14 protein-coding genes and 2 pseudogenes are annotated in these 15,480 nt (G+C 35.9%); 2 read left to right on the top strand and 14 right to left on the bottom strand.

Annotated elements, in window-relative coordinates; translation table 11 throughout:
- Positions 1 to 106: pseudogene (locus P375_RS12365) on the bottom strand (IS1595 family transposase); the annotation flags it as partial.
- A gap of 24 nt (positions 107 to 130) precedes the next feature.
- Here P375_RS12365 and recX point away from each other — a divergent pair.
- Complete coding sequence (recX, locus tag P375_RS00595; RefSeq protein ID WP_039096646.1) at positions 131 to 589, top strand: recombination regulator RecX; 459 nt, start codon at positions 131 to 133, stop codon at positions 587 to 589.
- Between the two features lie 327 nt (positions 590 to 916).
- Here recX and P375_RS00590 read toward each other — a convergent pair whose 3' ends face one another.
- On the bottom strand, positions 917 to 1,825 hold the full coding sequence (locus P375_RS00590) for a carbamate kinase (protein ID WP_039096636.1): 909 nt from the start codon (positions 1,823 to 1,825) through the stop codon (positions 917 to 919).
- A gap of 96 nt (positions 1,826 to 1,921) precedes the next feature.
- Between P375_RS00590 and P375_RS00585 the strand changes: the two genes are divergently transcribed.
- Positions 1,922 to 2,611 carry a DUF2877 domain-containing protein gene (locus P375_RS00585; RefSeq protein WP_039096637.1) on the top strand — a complete coding sequence of 230 codons (690 nt, stop codon included), beginning with the start codon at positions 1,922 to 1,924 and terminating at the stop codon, positions 2,609 to 2,611.
- A gap of 28 nt (positions 2,612 to 2,639) precedes the next feature.
- Here the strand turns inward: P375_RS00585 and P375_RS00580 are convergent, their stop codons facing one another.
- From P375_RS00580 to P375_RS12360, 12 genes and pseudogenes are all read right to left on the bottom strand, one after another.
- Entirely contained in the window at positions 2,640 to 3,869 is a 1,230-nt protein-coding gene (locus tag P375_RS00580; RefSeq protein ID WP_039133146.1) for a cytosine permease, read from the bottom strand.
- Complete coding sequence (locus P375_RS00575; RefSeq protein ID WP_035687879.1) at positions 3,862 to 4,263, bottom strand: allophanate hydrolase-related protein; 402 nt, start codon at positions 4,261 to 4,263, stop codon at positions 3,862 to 3,864. The genes P375_RS00580 and P375_RS00575 overlap by 8 nt, the downstream gene beginning before the upstream one ends.
- 10 nt (positions 4,264 to 4,273) lie before the next feature.
- On the bottom strand, positions 4,274 to 5,695 hold the full coding sequence (locus P375_RS00570; protein ID WP_039096641.1) for a DUF1116 domain-containing protein: 1,422 nt from the start codon (positions 5,693 to 5,695) through the stop codon (positions 4,274 to 4,276).
- Complete coding sequence (fdrA, locus tag P375_RS00565; protein ID WP_039133144.1) at positions 5,688 to 7,211, bottom strand: acyl-CoA synthetase FdrA; 1,524 nt, start codon at positions 7,209 to 7,211, stop codon at positions 5,688 to 5,690. Before fdrA (P375_RS00565) ends, P375_RS00570 begins: the two co-directional genes overlap by 8 nt.
- Positions 7,212 to 7,219: 8 nt before the next feature.
- The gene (locus P375_RS00560; protein ID WP_039133141.1) at positions 7,220 to 7,885 is read right to left on the bottom strand and encodes a cysteine hydrolase family protein; all 666 of its coding nucleotides are present in this window, start codon (positions 7,883 to 7,885) and stop codon (positions 7,220 to 7,222) included.
- Between the two features lie 222 nt (positions 7,886 to 8,107).
- Positions 8,108 to 9,010: a LysR substrate-binding domain-containing protein gene (locus tag P375_RS00555; RefSeq protein WP_035687890.1), complete on the bottom strand. Its 903-nt coding sequence runs from the start codon at positions 9,008 to 9,010 to the stop codon at positions 8,108 to 8,110.
- A 105-nt stretch (positions 9,011 to 9,115) separates the two neighbouring features.
- Positions 9,116 to 10,636 carry a xanthine permease gene (locus P375_RS00550; RefSeq protein ID WP_035687892.1) on the bottom strand — a complete coding sequence of 507 codons (1,521 nt, stop codon included), beginning with the start codon at positions 10,634 to 10,636 and terminating at the stop codon, positions 9,116 to 9,118.
- A 12-nt stretch (positions 10,637 to 10,648) separates the two neighbouring features.
- On the bottom strand, positions 10,649 to 12,067 hold the full coding sequence (locus P375_RS00545; protein ID WP_039096645.1) for a DUF1116 domain-containing protein: 1,419 nt from the start codon (positions 12,065 to 12,067) through the stop codon (positions 10,649 to 10,651).
- 2 nt (positions 12,068 to 12,069) lie between these two features.
- On the bottom strand, positions 12,070 to 13,617 hold the full coding sequence (gene fdrA, locus P375_RS00540) for an acyl-CoA synthetase FdrA (RefSeq protein ID WP_039133135.1): 1,548 nt from the start codon (positions 13,615 to 13,617) through the stop codon (positions 12,070 to 12,072).
- Positions 13,618 to 13,631: 14 nt separating this feature from the next.
- On the bottom strand, positions 13,632 to 14,219 hold the full coding sequence (locus P375_RS00535; protein ID WP_017805451.1) for an ankyrin repeat domain-containing protein: 588 nt from the start codon (positions 14,217 to 14,219) through the stop codon (positions 13,632 to 13,634).
- 19 nt (positions 14,220 to 14,238) lie between these two features.
- Positions 14,239 to 15,150: a LysR substrate-binding domain-containing protein gene (locus tag P375_RS00530; protein ID WP_052121764.1), complete on the bottom strand. Its 912-nt coding sequence runs from the start codon at positions 15,148 to 15,150 to the stop codon at positions 14,239 to 14,241.
- Positions 15,151 to 15,371: 221 nt separating this feature from the next.
- Positions 15,372 to 15,470: pseudogene (locus P375_RS12360) on the bottom strand (IS1595 family transposase); the annotation flags it as partial.
- Between the last annotated feature and the right edge of the window lie 10 nt (positions 15,471 to 15,480).

Below are 15,480 nucleotides of genomic sequence, written 5' to 3'. Positions count from 1 at the left end.
GAATATCTAGCAAATTTACTGCTGTTCTTGCAGTAACTTCTGCGACAAAAAACTCAAGCAGTTTTTTCTGTATGGATTTCTTTAATTTACAATATGTTATCTTCATTTTTGTAGTATAGCATTGTTGCTAATCTACTACAGCCCCTTAAATTATGTGGTGAACTTGCTCTCTCGCCGCGAATATAGTGAATATGAATTGCGTTGCAAAATGCAAGAAAAAGCCTTCACAGAAGCTGAAATTGAACAGGCTTTAGCGATTTGTCAGGAAAAAAATTGGCAAAGTGATCGCCGTTTTACAGAAAACTATTTACATTACCGATCACAAAAAGGCTATGGACTAAATCGAATTAAACAAGAGCTTTTTCAACTCAAAGGCATTTCTTCAGAGATCGTGGAAGATGTATTAGCAGAAATGGACATTGATTGGTTTGAGATTGCGCATTCCGTGTTACGCAAAAAATTCCCCCATTATGCGCAAGAGCGAGATTTCAAAATGAAACAAAAAATCTGGCGCTATATGCTTTCACACGGCTTTCAAAGTGAAGAATTTGCCGATTTAGTAGGCTCGGGCGAAAACGAGTTTTACTAAGACACAGAATTTACTGCCCCTTTCTTTATTTATGCTTTCCAAGGCTTTCTACAAAATATTGGCACAAATAGCCCTTTCTTCTTTGAGTGAACCCTACTCAATGATAAACTAACGCCAATTTTTGTCTTAAATAATTAATATAGGAAACAACAATGCGAGCGAGTCTATATTTATTTGCTACTTTAAAAGAAACTCCGAATGATGCACAGGTGGTGAGCCATCAATTAATGTTGCGTATTTTAGGGGGTATAAGGTGTAATTGCTAGAGGAAAGAGGGAAAAGAGGAAAATGGAGCAATATCTTTCTTTTTATTGCCCCTCATTAAGTTTATCTAGCAGTAATTCTTGTTCCAGCTTGCCCTTTAATCGCTTCTAGTGCTAAATGTAAATCTGCAATAATGCCTATACCTTGTCTACGATGGGAAAGATAACGGATAATTGCATCAACTTTAGGTTGCATTGAGCCTTTATCAAATTTATAGTTTGAAAGTTCCTCGATAGTGATGTGATCGAGTTTCTGTTGGTTTTCTTTTCCCCAGTTTAAATAAATTCCATCACCATCAGTAAGAATTATAAAATAATCTGCTTGAATTTGTTGGGCTAATAGAGCTGCTGTCGAATCTTTATCAATAACGCAGTCTATATTTGTTAATGAGCCTTCTTGTTTTGTTACTGGAATGCCTCCACCACCGCAACAAATAACAAGATAACCATTTTTTAATGCAAGTTCTATAGCTTGATGTTCTATGATTGACATTGGTTGGGGGGATGCTACAACGCGGCGATAATATTGCCCATCTTGTTTGAGTTTCCAACCATATTTACTCGCTAATTTGTTTCCTTCTTGATGTGAATAAACAGCACCAATAAATTTTGTTGGTTCTAAAAATGCAAAATCATTTTGTTTTACTTCAACATGAGTAAGAAAAGATAGAATAGGTTCACTAACAATTTTACGCAATTCTTGAGTTAAAACTGTTGCAATCATTCCTTGTGTTTGAGCAACTAAATTATTTAATGGGAAATTTGATTCTTCTTGGAAAGATTCATTTTGTAGAGATAGTAAGCCCACTTGAGGACCATTACCATGTACAATAGCAATTTGGTATTTTTGTGCTAATTTTCCAATGACTCTCGCTGCTATTTTTATATTGTCTAGCTGATTTTTATAAGAAATATTTTGCCCTCGTTTTAATAGGGCATTCCCGCCTAAGGCGATAACAATTTTAGGTTTCATTTTTTCCTCCTTCTATGTTTAACTACGATTTTTCTTTTAATTTATTTAATAACATAATAATATACTTATATTTAATGCAAATTCCAGAGAAAAAATATGAACTATAAAGACAAAAATTTTGAATTAAATTGTACATATAAGGTTATTAGTGTTTTCGAACAAGTGGTTAATTTGAAAAAAGGTAATAAAATTTATGCCATAATGAATCAAAAAATAAAGCCCGCACCTTATAGTTTAATATTAGAGAATGAATTATTCTTATCTATAAAAAATAATATTTCTAACACGCTTTTTATTCCTTATTTTTCTGTAGAAGAATTTGATTGTACGCTATTTCCTCAAAATAACCTATTAACAGCAAAAAACATCTCAACTTTTTTAGAGGAAATTATAAGACCTCAAGATATGTTTGAAGTTGTTTTTCAACAAAGAAGAAAAACTGCAAAACTCAAAGAAATGTTGGGATTAGGGCGAGGACTTACGCCCAGTGGAGATGATTATATTGTTGGCTATATGGCAGCATATTATGCTGAAAATAAAGGAATTTTTAAGCCATTTGAAGAAATAGCAATCTTAGCTAAATATTGTACAAATGAGATTAGTGCAAATTATATTGAAAATGCTAGCCGTAGATTATTTAAACAGGAGATTTTAGACTTAATGAGAGAAATAGAAAATAGAGAGTATATTAATAATATGATGAGTTTTGGTTCCTCTTCCGGTATTGATCTATTATATGGTATTTTTGATTATATTAATAACAGAGATCTTTTTCATAAAATATAAAAGGTTTCATTACGAAACCTTTTGATTATTATATTTTAGAATATTTTGTGAGTAACAAATAACATAGTGAAGCCATCAAAATAGAATCAATAGATGGAATAAAAGTTAATGTAAAAAAGCCTTTTACGGTGAGAAACCCTATTAGGGATCCAATAAGCCAAGCAAAAAATGCAGGATATTTAACTTTCGCTTCGTTTTTAATACTATTCTCATCATAGCCCATTTTCCTATTTATAAAGTAGTCTGTAATATAAATTCCACAAATAGGAGGCGTTGTTATACCAAGAAATAATAAAAATGGAATAAATAAAGCCATTATATCTATACTACCAATCAATGCGGTAATGATACCTAATACAATTGTAATTTTCCATTTTTTCAACTGAGGGAACAGTGTAGAAAAAACTAATGTTCCTTGAAACATATTCCCAGCATTTCCTGTTATGCAAGCAAATATAAGTACAATATAAGCTGGTAATAAACTACCAATAATTAGCATTGCATCAAGTAATGTATTTTTTCCTGTTAATGAACTTGGTGTTGCACCAATGATAAAAAGGAAAGGATAAGCAATACTAAAGGTTAAAATACCAGCAGTAATAGCTTGTTTTTTATTTTGCGTAAAACTACCAAAATCAACAGAAGTAGTAACTAAAACAATAATTGTTCCTACAACAGAAGAAATTGCTGCACCAATATTCATTGTGTGTAGTGCTGTATTTATAGAAAACTTGCTTTTTAAAGTAAGATATAGAATAAAAAACATTAGCATAGCTATAATTGGAACAGCCCATTGAGCAACTTTGCTAAGAAAATCAAAACCAAATGTAGTTGCACTCACGAAAATGAAACAACCAAACACAACAATTATAGGTAAAGGAACATATAAATTAAATTGAGTAAATAGAAAATCTTGTACGGTATGTCCAAACATATTAGCCGTAACAATAATCCAACCTAATAAACTGATTGCCATTAACATATTGATCGCAGTCGCACCTTGAGAACCGAAAGTAAATTTAATAATTCCGTAAGTGGGCAAGCGAGCTTTAACACCTATTGACATATTGATTGTTGCGAGCAATGTTAATATTGAACTTCCTACAATAATAGCAAATAGCATTTTAGAAAAAGGGAGTTGGCTCCCTAGACTTGAAGAAGCTAATAATACAGGCGTAATTAGAATTCCCAGCAAAATCATTGCGACTTGAATAGCTGAGGCATAAGATGTGGGATTAGAACACTTTTTGTTAGCCATTGTGTTTCTCCTTATGTTGATTCTGATAATAACGCCAACCTCCCATATGGCTAATCTCGATTTGTCCTTGGGTAAGCCAATTCTCACCTAAAACACCTAACACTTGATCCCCATTAGCTAAGTGTACTTTGCCTATGGTTAATCCATTTGGCTCATTTAATAGAATAGTAGCAAGTGCGGTTGGATTTATTGCCCAAATTTCAAGCTCAACAGCATAAGCTTTTTGAGTTGTTCTTTGCATTGCTGGATGAATATCGTTGATTGACCATAAACGATAGTATTCATCAGTTTTATCTTCACGTATAAATTGAGCTCCAACATTAAGTAAATTATGATTAAGCTCTAACCCTCGCATTAATGTTCCATTTACTGCAAATAAAATTTGTTCACACATTTTGACCTCCTTATTCACTATCAGTAGAGTAGTTTTGATAAAACGCATTTAAAGCTTGGGTGAAACATTGCATTGGTGCAGTTGTAATTCCAGCACCGATTTGCCCTATACCTGCTAATTTGTGTGCAATGCCTGTATTTATAATAGGTAGAATTCCCGTATCTACCACTTTTCGAATGTCAATACCTGCTGCGGTTGGTATGAAGTTTAATGTTGGTAAGGTAAATGCGGGATTTTGCCCTAAGCTAATGCTTTGCATCATCACACTATTATTAAGTGCGTCATTTGTGCTTCCTCCTACAAATTTGACAATAGCTGGGGAGGATGCCATTGCAAAGCCTCCTACGCCTGCAGTTTCGGTTATTGCACTATCACCAAGATCTGCGGCAGCATCGTTTATATCAAAATTAGGGAAAAATAATCCATTGACTGAATTTGCTGGAGCTTGAAACCATTGTCCCTTCATTGACGAAATTTGGATACCAAAATTAACACCATTTCTTGCCATTACGGTTACCATTGTGCTGTGAGGTATGCCTTCTGCTGCTACCAACATTGTTTTACAAGCTGCCATTGATAAGTTGAGGAAAAAATGATCATTATTAGTGATAAATTGGATAGCACGTTCAATGTGCTCTAAAGGTTGGTTAATTTTAAGTAAGAACGGTAGGATTTTTTTAAGAAATAATCCTGTTGCTGCAGCATTACGATTATGAACTTCATCCCCCATATGTAAAGCTTGTGCCATTATAGGTTTCAACTCAATGGGACCACTTAACTTAAGTGTGGCGGATAATGTTTCGGCAAGCTCCGTTTTCATCCAGTTTAATCGTGTTATCACGTCTGGATTATTGGCACCAAAACGCAATACTTTACCCAATCCCTCATTAAAATTACTAAAACAGCGGTGATGATTATGTGCCATATCCTCGATAACCCATACAGGCATAGAAGGACTAATAATTCCTGCCATTGGGGCAACTGCGTCATAGTGATGGCAAGGTTCAAAAACAATTTCTCCTTGTTCAATCAGTGATTTAGCAGCTTCTTTTGTGTTAGCCCATCCCTCAAATAAAATCGCTCCGATAATTGCACCTTGCATTGGACCACACATCGCATTCCATTGTATAGGGGGACCTGCATGGAGGATACGCTTTTTCTCTATTAACTGCGGAATTGCTTTTCCCGCTGGTAAAATATCGACTAAAACAGGCTGTGAAGCTAAATAACGAGAGAGTGCAATTTGATTGGCTTGATTGATTTTTGAGCAATTAATCAACGTTGCTAAAGTTAATCCAGCTTGCTTATCTCCCTGAGCTGGAGGTTGCCAATGTAAGTGCTGAACTGTTCCCCCAGCTTGCTGAATATTTTGTGCAAAGTTTTCTAATCCAATATTAATGATTGAAAGAGGCTGCTGAAAAAGATTATTCATTGATATTTCTCCTTTGCAAGATTTCTAATGCCATATAAGCAGATTCTGCATTATTGTTTGCAATAAGCACGCCCATATCTTGTAATTGTTTTTGGATCAAGAATTTATCTTGGACATCTTGAGCTGTACCACAAATATGAGCAATGAGATAAGGTGGTGAGTTCTGTTGCCGAATTTTTTGAAGAATAGGTAGTAATGTTTCCATTGGATTCAGATTTGAGCCATAGCCTAAAATGAGATCAAAAAGGAGTACCGCGACTTCGGGATCCATACCTTCTTGTAAAAGGCGTTGATTGCGTAATGTTGGATCAATCATTGGATGAGGTTTTCCTTGAGTAAAGAAATCATCACCAAGATCTAATAATGTATGTTGTGTACTTCTATTTATCTCTTTCAACATCGTTGCTTCATCAATAGGTGTATTGGAATACAAAGGTAACCCAGCTTTATGCAGAATTTGTTGAGCTTCAAAACAAAATGTACCGCCAGAGAAAACACCACGTAAATATTTTTGCTCTCTTTTTAAGGAATATTGATACGTTGGAAAACTAGGTGGGATATAAGAGGGAATACGTTGTTTTCTTAACAAAGCAACCGCAACTTCTGCTGTATGTGCTAGGGTTTCAGCATAATAAAGATTACTCCCGCTATTAGCATCAGGGCTTTGTCCTAAGAAATGGATCACAACAGGCTTGTTTATCTGTTCTGCTTGTTTTTTTATTACATTTGCAATATCTGATGCAGGTGGTTTAGAGATCAATACTATGACTTCTGTATAGCTATCCCGTGCTAATAAGTTCATTGCATATTGCATCGAAAGTCCACCAATTTCTTGGTGCAAATCTTGCCCTCCTGTACCTATTGCTTGAGATATTCCTTCGCCAAGTTTATCAATACCACAGGTGACTTCTTGTAGCCCAGTGCCTGAGGCAGCAACAATACCAATATGACCTTTACGAACAATATTGGCAAAACCTAGCGGGATGCCATTGATTATTGCTGTACCACAATCTGGTCCCATAACCAATCTGTCTTTTTGTTGTGCAAGCCTTTTTATCTGTTTTTCTTCTTGAAGAGAAACATTATCGCTAAAAAGCATAACGTTTAATCCAGTATTGAGGGCTTTAATCGCTTCAGCTGCAGCATATTCACCGGGTACAGAAATAAGTGCTAAATTAAGTGCGGTGTTTTTTCCCACCGCATTTGACAGGCTTACTATTTGTGTCTTTTCACTATTTGTCGTTGTTTGTTCTGAGCAAGAAAAAAATGATTGTTTTGCAAAATTAATTGCTTTTTCACATTCCTCTTTCCTTCCTTTCACTGCGATGATCAAGTCATTGGGCTTTGCATTAATTGGTGGAAATTCAGCTTCTAATAAACGGGCCAAATTTGCGGGTGTCCCCATTACTACTGAAGCTTGCGTAATTCCTTCTATTTGTAAAAGTTTGGCAGAAATTTGCATTAAAGAAACGGAATCTTGGTAAAGATTTGGTAATATTGAATATTGGATAGCCATCTTTTCACCTATGACATTAATGCGTTGATAATCTCTGTTGATGTTGAAACCCAACCGAAAATAGCCCCTTGTGCTTTGATCATTTTCAGTGCATATTCTTGAAACTCAGGGAAATATGAGCCAACACAATCTTCAGGAATAATACATTCATAACCGCGATCATTTGCTTCGCGAACCGTCGTGTTTACGCAAACTTCGGTGGTTACTCCACAGACAATAAGTGTTTTAATTCCACGATTTTGTAAGATTATGTGTAGATCGGTTTGATAAAATGCACCTTTCCCTGGTTTATCTATGATCGGCTCTCCTGCAATAGGATAGAGTTCAGGAATAATATCGTGTCCTTCTTCTCCACGAATAAGAATACGCCCTTTTGGTCCACATTCGCCAATAAAGGTTTTCCCGCCCCGTGTTAATTTTGCTGGAGGACAATCACTTAAATCAGCACGATGCCCTTCACGAGTGTGGAGAATAAATATCCCAGCTTGACGAGCGGCAGATAACATCCTTTTACAAGGTTGAATTGCTGAACGAACGAGATTGACATCATTACCTAAGGCTTCTCCAAATCCACCTGGCTCAACAAAATCGCGTTGCATATCGATCATTAATAATGCTGTTGTTTGAGGATTAAAGGATAGTGGGAAAGGTTCAGCTTGGAATTGTTTTAACATAATGAATATCTCCTTTTGTTGATAACAATTTATTTTTCTTGAAGGGATAATATAAAGAAAACCTCCTTAATCATAGAAAAATAAATTGATGAATTAAAAGGAAATTTATTGAAAATAGCGTGATATGACGGCAGTAAAAAAATATTTTGTGAACGAAATCACAAGATATTTTTATGATTCAAAAGAATTGAATAATAAATTCAAAATTTATTAATTAAAAAATTACTGGCACCAAATGTTTTGTATATGAGGTTGCATAATATAATCTAGACACCAAGTTAATACTTTTCCTTGTACACTACTATTCCAAGCATAAAATAATTGTGTAGGTTGTTTTTGTTCTGAAATTGGTTTTTTTAATACTTTTCCTTGATCAAGTAATAGTTTTACTCGATGATGAGGGATGTATCCTATTCCTAATCCCGCAATAATAAGGTTAATTGCCGTTGAAAGTTCGGAAACGTAAATCACTTTCTGCCCTTCTAATGCCCAAGAAACCTGCTTATTCATATTAAAAGCAGTATCTTTTACCACGATAGCTGGATATAAACGTAATTGTTCTGAAGTCAGCACCGTTGTGAATGGGGCAAGAGGGTGATGAGGAGCTACCACAAAATCCCATTCTATTTTTCCAATTGGATGATAAACGATATTTTCGATTTTGGGGGCTGTATGTGGTGCTCCAATAACAAGATCGGCTTTTTTCTTATATAAGGCTTCCCAACACCCGTTATAAACTTCGGTATGGATTGAAAGTTCTGTTGCTGGAAAAAGTGCGGTTATTTTTTCGGTTAATTTTGCAAGAGCATCGTAGTTAATAATATTGTTTACCACAATAGTAAACGTCCGTTCAACGCCATTTTCAATGGTTCTAGTCTGTGTGATTAAATGTTCATAAGAATGTAGTAACCATTGGCTATGGTAAATAAAATATTTCCCCGCTTCAGTAAGCTTGACTTGCCTTCCTGAACGATCAAAAAGAATAACGCCGAGTTCGTCTTCAACTTTTTTAATGGTGTAACTAATTGCGGAAGGCACTTTGTATAATTTTTCTGCTGCAATGGAGAAATTTCCTGTTTCCGCAATAGTATGAATGAGTTTTAAAACATCGGGGGATAGGGGCATACTGTTCTCCTTTTCTAATTCTTTTTTAGTATAGCATTGAAAATAAAGGAGGTGGGGTGAAATACGTGATCTAATTCTTTCACCAATTAGATCACGTTAAAGTAATTAATTTGCTATGGGTTGTTCTCTTCTATCTAATAGATATTTTAGAATAAATAATCCTGCAATCATTATATAGGAAATTAGGAATATCGTAGGAGAATCACCACCAATAACTGGGTGGGCCTGATGGATAATACCAAAAAATGCCAATATAGCAGCTAAACCAGCACTAATTGCACCTTTTGTTGGTTGATTAGTTATCGCAAAAATAGCAATACAACCCCAAAGTAAAGATGACAGGGGGGCCCCACTACCTAAATGAAATAATCCTGTAAAATCTACACCGCTCTTTTCTAAGATTGACCAACCTAATTGATTAGCATTGGTACCAACACTTTTGAGTGTATTATTAACGGTTGTCAATGCCCAAGCACCAATCCAAGGAAAAAGACATACAAAAATCACGGGTACTTCTAATTTCGGAGTTTCCCTTACTACTTGATTAGCTGTAACAATACCAATAAAAATCAAAATAGGAGCGATCGCTGCCATCGGGATAAGTGAGAGTAAAAAACCTCCTAATCCTAATAGGCAGACGAGGAACATAACAATACCTGTTGCTAAAGTATATCCAATACCCGCCCCCATTTCTTTATAAGCTGTATGTCCAACATAAACGGTAACAGGGAAAGGATTTCCCATTAATGCACCAAACATTGTTGAGCAACCATTGGCAATCATTACGCGTCTAGTTGGGTAAGGATCACCAGCAGCGTGAGCACTTTCGATATTCTCTAAGTCGAAGACATAATTTGCCAGTGCTAAAGGAACTGCCGAAGCTAGGTAAGGTGCGGCGATACTTAATCCCTCAATAAAAGAAGATAGATGCAGTTTTGGTGGATTAAATCCCGCACTGTGTAGGGCTTGTCCAATTTTGCTTGGATCTTGTAATCCAAAAAGCCAAGCTAAAGTTGTGCCAACAATTAATAAGAGTAACCCTGTTGGAACTTGTTTGAAGATGGGTGAACGTCCAAACCAATTGATAAAAATCAAAACGAGTACAACGAATGAGACAAGAGGTGTATGAAATGCTTGCAGCATAGGATTCATTGCTAATAGCAATAAACCTAACCCAGCTAAACAAGAAAGTAAGACAGTTCTTGGAACGGCTTTTCTTAACCAGTCTCCCATAAATGATCCAACAAAGAGAATAAATCCTTCGACAAATCCCCACACTAAACCAATTTTTAATGCTAGTTCATAGTCTTGAGTTTGTTGATAAACAGGTAAAAGGACTAAGAAAGTGACAGTAAATATAGAGGGGGCACTAGGTCCCGAAGGTAAGGCAACAACATCAGACCGATTGCTCTGTTTTGCTAATATTTTTGCAAAAATAACATAACAAATACTAGCACAAAGAACAGCTAAACCAAATGCAGGAACAACGCGGCCGAAAACAATTTCTGAAGGAATACCTACAACTAAAGTAAGTAAAGCAATCATCGTAAGAAGATTGGTAAGATTATTACTAAATAAGCCAAAAAAGGCAGCCCAATCTCCTTTTTTCCAAAATTGCGTTTTCATATCGTCTCTCCTTTATTTTGCGTAAGTTTGACCAAAGGCAAATAAGGCTTTTTGAAATGCCTCCATTGGCGGATGAACAATTCCAGCTCCAATCATTCCGATACCAGCATCTTTATGGGCTATTGCCGTATTAATGACGGGTAATAGGTTATTTTCCACCACTTTTCTAATATCAATCCCCGTAGGTATCCCCATAAAATTGAGTGAAGGTATAGTAATATTTGGATTGTTTCCAATCGTAATTTGATTCATTGTTTTACTATAACGTATAGCATCTTTAACCGTTCCACCTACTAAAGATACAATCGCAGGAGCCGCAGCCATAGCAAAGCCACCTATTCCATAGGTTTCTGTAATTGCAGAGTCACCAACATCTAAACCTGAATCTTCAGGTTTGTACCCCGCAAACATTGGGCCTATAACTTGTTGAGCTGGCCCTGTAAACCATTGATTTTGCAATCCTGCAACACGAATACCAAATTCCGTGCCATTTCTTGCCATTGTTGTCAGGACTGTTGAATAAGGAATGCCTTGAGCTGCATCTAATGCCGCTTTACAACACACCATCCAAGTTGGGCCTGAAAAATAGTCTGATGACGCGATAAAATTAAAAACGTCTTTTTTATCTTTGTTACTAAAATGAGTTTCTAAAATATAGGGGGTGAGTTTTTGATTTAATAGCACTGTACCAGCGATATTACGGTTATGACATTCATCTCCCATATGCAAAGCCTGAGAAAGCATAAGTCGTAAATCAATCCCATCATCACAAAATGTCATCGCCTCTGCCAACATCGGACCAAGAATATCTCGCATCCAGTTTAAGCGATCAATAACACTTTGATCATTCGCCCCCATTCTTAAGATTTTCGCTAGTTGCTCTGATAAATTAGTAAATGCGAAATTACCATGAGTTTTATTTTCAACAATATGTACATACATTGATGGGCTAGTTACGCCTGTCATTGAACCAACAGCTTGATGTTCGTGGCAAGGTGAGAATTTTATTTCACCACTTGCAGCAAGCTCTTCAGCTTGAGTAAGATTTTTAGCCCATCCTTCAAAGACGATCGCACCTGTAATTGCACCACGCATAGGACCATTCATTTTTTCCCAGTTAATAGGAGGACCTGCGTGCAAAAGCATTTTGTCTTGCATTCCAGGAATTACCTCTTTGGCTTTTCCATAGCCAATTAAAACGGGACTTGCTTGTGTTATGCGTTGAAAAGCTTCTTGATTTGCAAGATCTATTTTTTGTGCAATTTCTATTTGTTCTAAATGGGTTAATGTTTCAATTAATGGTAAGTTTCCCCCACCTGCTGGTTGCCAGTCTAGTTGATATACCTTAGCTGATTGCTTTATTAAATCTTCAGCAAAACGTGCTAATCCTATATTGATAATATTTAATGGTTGATTAAATAAGTTACTCATTATTATTCTCCTTTTGCTACAAATTCCCTAGCTAACAAACCAGCGTTAGTTGAGCTAGAGGCGATAGTAATGCCAGCCGCTTCAAGTTGTGCAACCTGGTTCTGTACAGAAGGCTGATCTAATTCAGTTCCTAATACATAAGCTAAGATTTCCAAATGCCGTCCTGATTGTTGTGCTTCTCTTTTTACTTGTAGAAGTGCAGGCAATGTTTCTGCTATAGGATCAGGATTTGCACCAAAGCCTAGAACAAAATCAAGCAATAAAACACCAACCTCTGGATCACGTCCCTCTTGTAAAATTCGTTCTATGCGATAGCTTGGATCAATCATTGGATGTGCTTTACCATTGGTAAAAGAATCATCGCCAAAGTCAATAAATGTGTGTTCGATTGATTTATCACTGGCTTGTAATTTATAAGCTGGGTTTGTTTGAATATTCGAGTAAACGTTAGGATACTTTTCTAAAGCAGAAAATAGGGCTTCATCACATAAGGTTCCACCACAAAATAAACCTCGAATGTAGCGTTGCTGTGGGTTAAGTTTTTTTTGTACCTCTTTAATTAAAGGTAAATTTAATGCGTGTTTATCGATACTTTCTTCTGGAATACCAGAGGCAATGACCGCCGCCATTGCAGCTGGTTTGCTATGAGAATAAATATGAATATGCGGTGCAGCTTTAGTTTCCTCTTTATAGCCTAAAAACCAAATAAAAATAGGTTTATTAATATGTTCACAAGTGGATAAGATTTTTCTCGCGATTGTAGGTGCTGGCGGTTTTGATACGACAATAATAATGTCTGTATTGGGATCTTCAGCAAGCATTTGTAATCCATCTAACATCAAAATGCCCCCAATATCTTCGCTAAGATCTCTTCCTCCTGTTCCAATTAATTGGGAAATGCCACCTCCAAATTCGTGTATTCTTACTGAAATTTCTTGAGCTCCAGTCCCTGAAGCTGCGACAATACCAATATTGCCACCTCGAACTTTATTCGCAAAGCCTAAACCAACGCCATTAATTATGGCTGTACCACAATCTGGTCCCATCATTAATAAACCTTTTTGATGAGCTAATTGCTTTAATTTCAATTCTTGCTCTATAGAAACATTATCAGAAAATAACATAACATTTTTATTTAGATTTAAAGCTTTTTCAGCTTCTCTTGCAGCATAAAGACCATTTACAGAAATAATGGCTAAATTTGTTTCTGGGTGTTTTTCATTAACCGAATTAATACTATGAAAAATGTCATTTTCTGCCTGTGTATCATCAAAAGGCTTTCTAATTAATAATTTTTCAACTTCTGATAGTATTTTCTGTTCGCTAGCCCCCTTTTCCAAAGACAATGCAATCATTAAGTCTGAAGGCCCAGCTTTTTCTAACTGACTATCAAATAAATGTGCTTCTTTTAAAACTGCTTTATTCATTGGTGTGCCCATTGCAATTTGAGCTTGAATAACCCCTTCTAATTGATTAACTTTTGTAGAAATTGCCATTAATGTAACGGAATCAAAGTATGTATTTGGTTTTAACTGATTAAGTAGTAGCATAGCCGTCTCCTTATTTATAAATATTCTTCGATAATTTTCGCAATTTCGTGATAGCCTTTACGATAAGCGAGTTCTAAAGGAGATACCCCCCATTCATCAGTCATAGTTGGATCAGCATCATGGTCTAATAATAAACGAACAATCCGTTGCATTTTTTCACCGCCATCATTCAAAATAATAGCTTCTATCAAAGCAGTCCAACCTACAGTATTTGTCAGATTGACATTAATATCCGTATTTTCTAACAGAAAACGTACAATCTCTTCGTGTCCTTTTTCGGCCGCTGGGGTTAAACCATTTCCCCCGAATCGCGTAAGACAAGTTAAATCACAGCCTAGTTCTACCATAAGCTTGACAAGCGTTAAGTCATTATGAATACATCCCTGAATAAAAGGGTTAAAACACTTGTTATCTTGAGTATTAATATCCGCTCCATTCGACGCTAACCAACGCACAGCATCATATTGCTTGTTTTGTGCTGCGATAAGTATAGGGGTTCGTTTTCCTTTATCTCTTGCATTGATATCAGCACCATTTTCAAGTAGTAAACGAAGCTGTTCAATATTGCCTTCGGCAGCGGCAGTAAATAGTTTAACGTTCATTTTTTCTCCTTATTTGTAGTTAATTTAACCATTGTGAACGATATTCATCCGTACAGAATATGGTTAATAGATGGTTCAGAATTTGGCTTTGTTGTTGATTTTGCCAAGCGTAGTAAACCCTCACAGGTTGTTTATGCTCAGCAATGACTTTTGTTATCACTTTGCCTGAGGTTAAAGCAGGGATTGCTATTCGTGCTGGTAAAAAGCCTATACCAACCCCTTCAGCAATCATTGAAAGTACCATTTCTAAATCAGCCACATAAAAAACTTTTTGCCCTTTCAATGCCCAAGTTTTCTTTTGCTGTAACGCTATAGATGAGTCGTGAACAACGATAGCAGGGTAGTGACGTAGTTGAGAAGCTTGTAAAATAGAGTTTTCTTTTGCCAAAGGATGACAAGGAGAGACTAAGAATATCCATTCAATATCTCCTAAATATTCTGTACTGATATTTCCTTGATTAAATGGGGGATTCTGCGGAGCACCAATCACAATATTTGCTCTATTTTCATATAATGCCTCCCAAGCACCGTTATAAACTTCGGTACGGATAGAAAATTCTGTGGCTGGAAATTTTTCTGAAAGCGAGGAAAGAAGTTTAGGAATTGGATTTGGATTAACAATGTAATTGAGGGCGATTGTAAACTGTTTTTCTATGCCATTATCAATTTGTGCGGCGTTACATTGTAATTCATTTAATCCTTGTAAAATCCAGTCTCCCTTTTCTAAAATATATCTTGCTGCTGGGGTAAGTTGAATATGTCCATTAGTTCGAGAGAATAACTTAATGCCAAGATCATCTTCCATCTTCTTTGCTGTATATCCAATTGCTGATGGAACCCGATGTAACACTTTGGCAGCTTCACTAAAACTCCCTGTTTTAGCAATAACTTGTAAGATCCGAATCGTATCAGATGATAATCCTATCGCCATAAATATTCTCCTTAAATATCTATGCAAAATTTAGAAAATAGTTCATTTCTAAAGACAAAAAAATCATAGCAAGAATAGAAGAGAGGTAAAGCAAAAAGAATTGAATGAGATTTGCAAGAAATTTGTTGTAGGATACTGTGTAATGAACAAAAAATAGGGACTAAAAGAAGTAAATAAGAGTAATCAAATTATAAAAATTTAGGGGCTGTAGTAGATTAGCCCTAAATTTCACACCATTTTCGCAATATTTTTAACTGTTCTTTTGGTGTCCCAAAGTTAAACCGAAGTTCACATTCCTTCAAGAATAAAGGAAGTTTTTTCGGTTAATTC

Origin of the sequence: Gallibacterium genomosp. 2, assembly GCF_000771895.1 — a bacterium.
Taxonomy (GTDB): domain Bacteria; phylum Pseudomonadota; class Gammaproteobacteria; order Enterobacterales; family Pasteurellaceae; genus Gallibacterium.
Note: the sequence above shows the minus strand (reverse complement) of the source record. Positions and strands in the feature narration are given on the sequence as shown.

What these genes read in the sequence shown, in the direction of transcription:
- P375_RS00570 (WP_039096641.1), bottom strand. Translation starts at nt 5,695, where the DNA reads ATGAATAATCTTTTTCAGCAGCCTCTTTCAATCATTAATATTGGATTA.
- P375_RS00535 (WP_017805451.1), bottom strand. Translation starts at nt 14,219, where the DNA reads ATGAACGTTAAACTATTTACTGCCGCTGCCGAAGGCAATATTGAACAG.
- fdrA (WP_039133135.1), bottom strand. Translation starts at nt 13,617, where the DNA reads ATGCTACTACTTAATCAGTTAAAACCAAATACATACTTTGATTCCGTT.
- P375_RS00585 (WP_039096637.1), top strand. Translation starts at nt 1,922, where the DNA reads ATGAACTATAAAGACAAAAATTTTGAATTAAATTGTACATATAAGGTT.
- P375_RS00555 (WP_035687890.1), bottom strand. Translation starts at nt 9,010, where the DNA reads ATGCCCCTATCCCCCGATGTTTTAAAACTCATTCATACTATTGCGGAA.
- P375_RS00530 (WP_052121764.1), bottom strand. Translation starts at nt 15,150, where the DNA reads ATGGCGATAGGATTATCATCTGATACGATTCGGATCTTACAAGTTATT.
- P375_RS00560 (WP_039133141.1), bottom strand. Translation starts at nt 7,885, where the DNA reads ATGTTAAAACAATTCCAAGCTGAACCTTTCCCACTATCCTTTAATCCT.
- P375_RS00580 (WP_039133146.1), bottom strand. Translation starts at nt 3,869, where the DNA reads ATGGCTAACAAAAAGTGTTCTAATCCCACATCTTATGCCTCAGCTATT.
- P375_RS00575 (WP_035687879.1), bottom strand. Translation starts at nt 4,263, where the DNA reads ATGTGTGAACAAATTTTATTTGCAGTAAATGGAACATTAATGCGAGGG.
- P375_RS00590 (WP_039096636.1), bottom strand. Translation starts at nt 1,825, where the DNA reads ATGAAACCTAAAATTGTTATCGCCTTAGGCGGGAATGCCCTATTAAAA.
- P375_RS00550 (WP_035687892.1), bottom strand. Translation starts at nt 10,636, where the DNA reads ATGAAAACGCAATTTTGGAAAAAAGGAGATTGGGCTGCCTTTTTTGGC.
- P375_RS00545 (WP_039096645.1), bottom strand. Translation starts at nt 12,067, where the DNA reads ATGAGTAACTTATTTAATCAACCATTAAATATTATCAATATAGGATTA.
- fdrA (WP_039133144.1), bottom strand. Translation starts at nt 7,211, where the DNA reads ATGGCTATCCAATATTCAATATTACCAAATCTTTACCAAGATTCCGTT.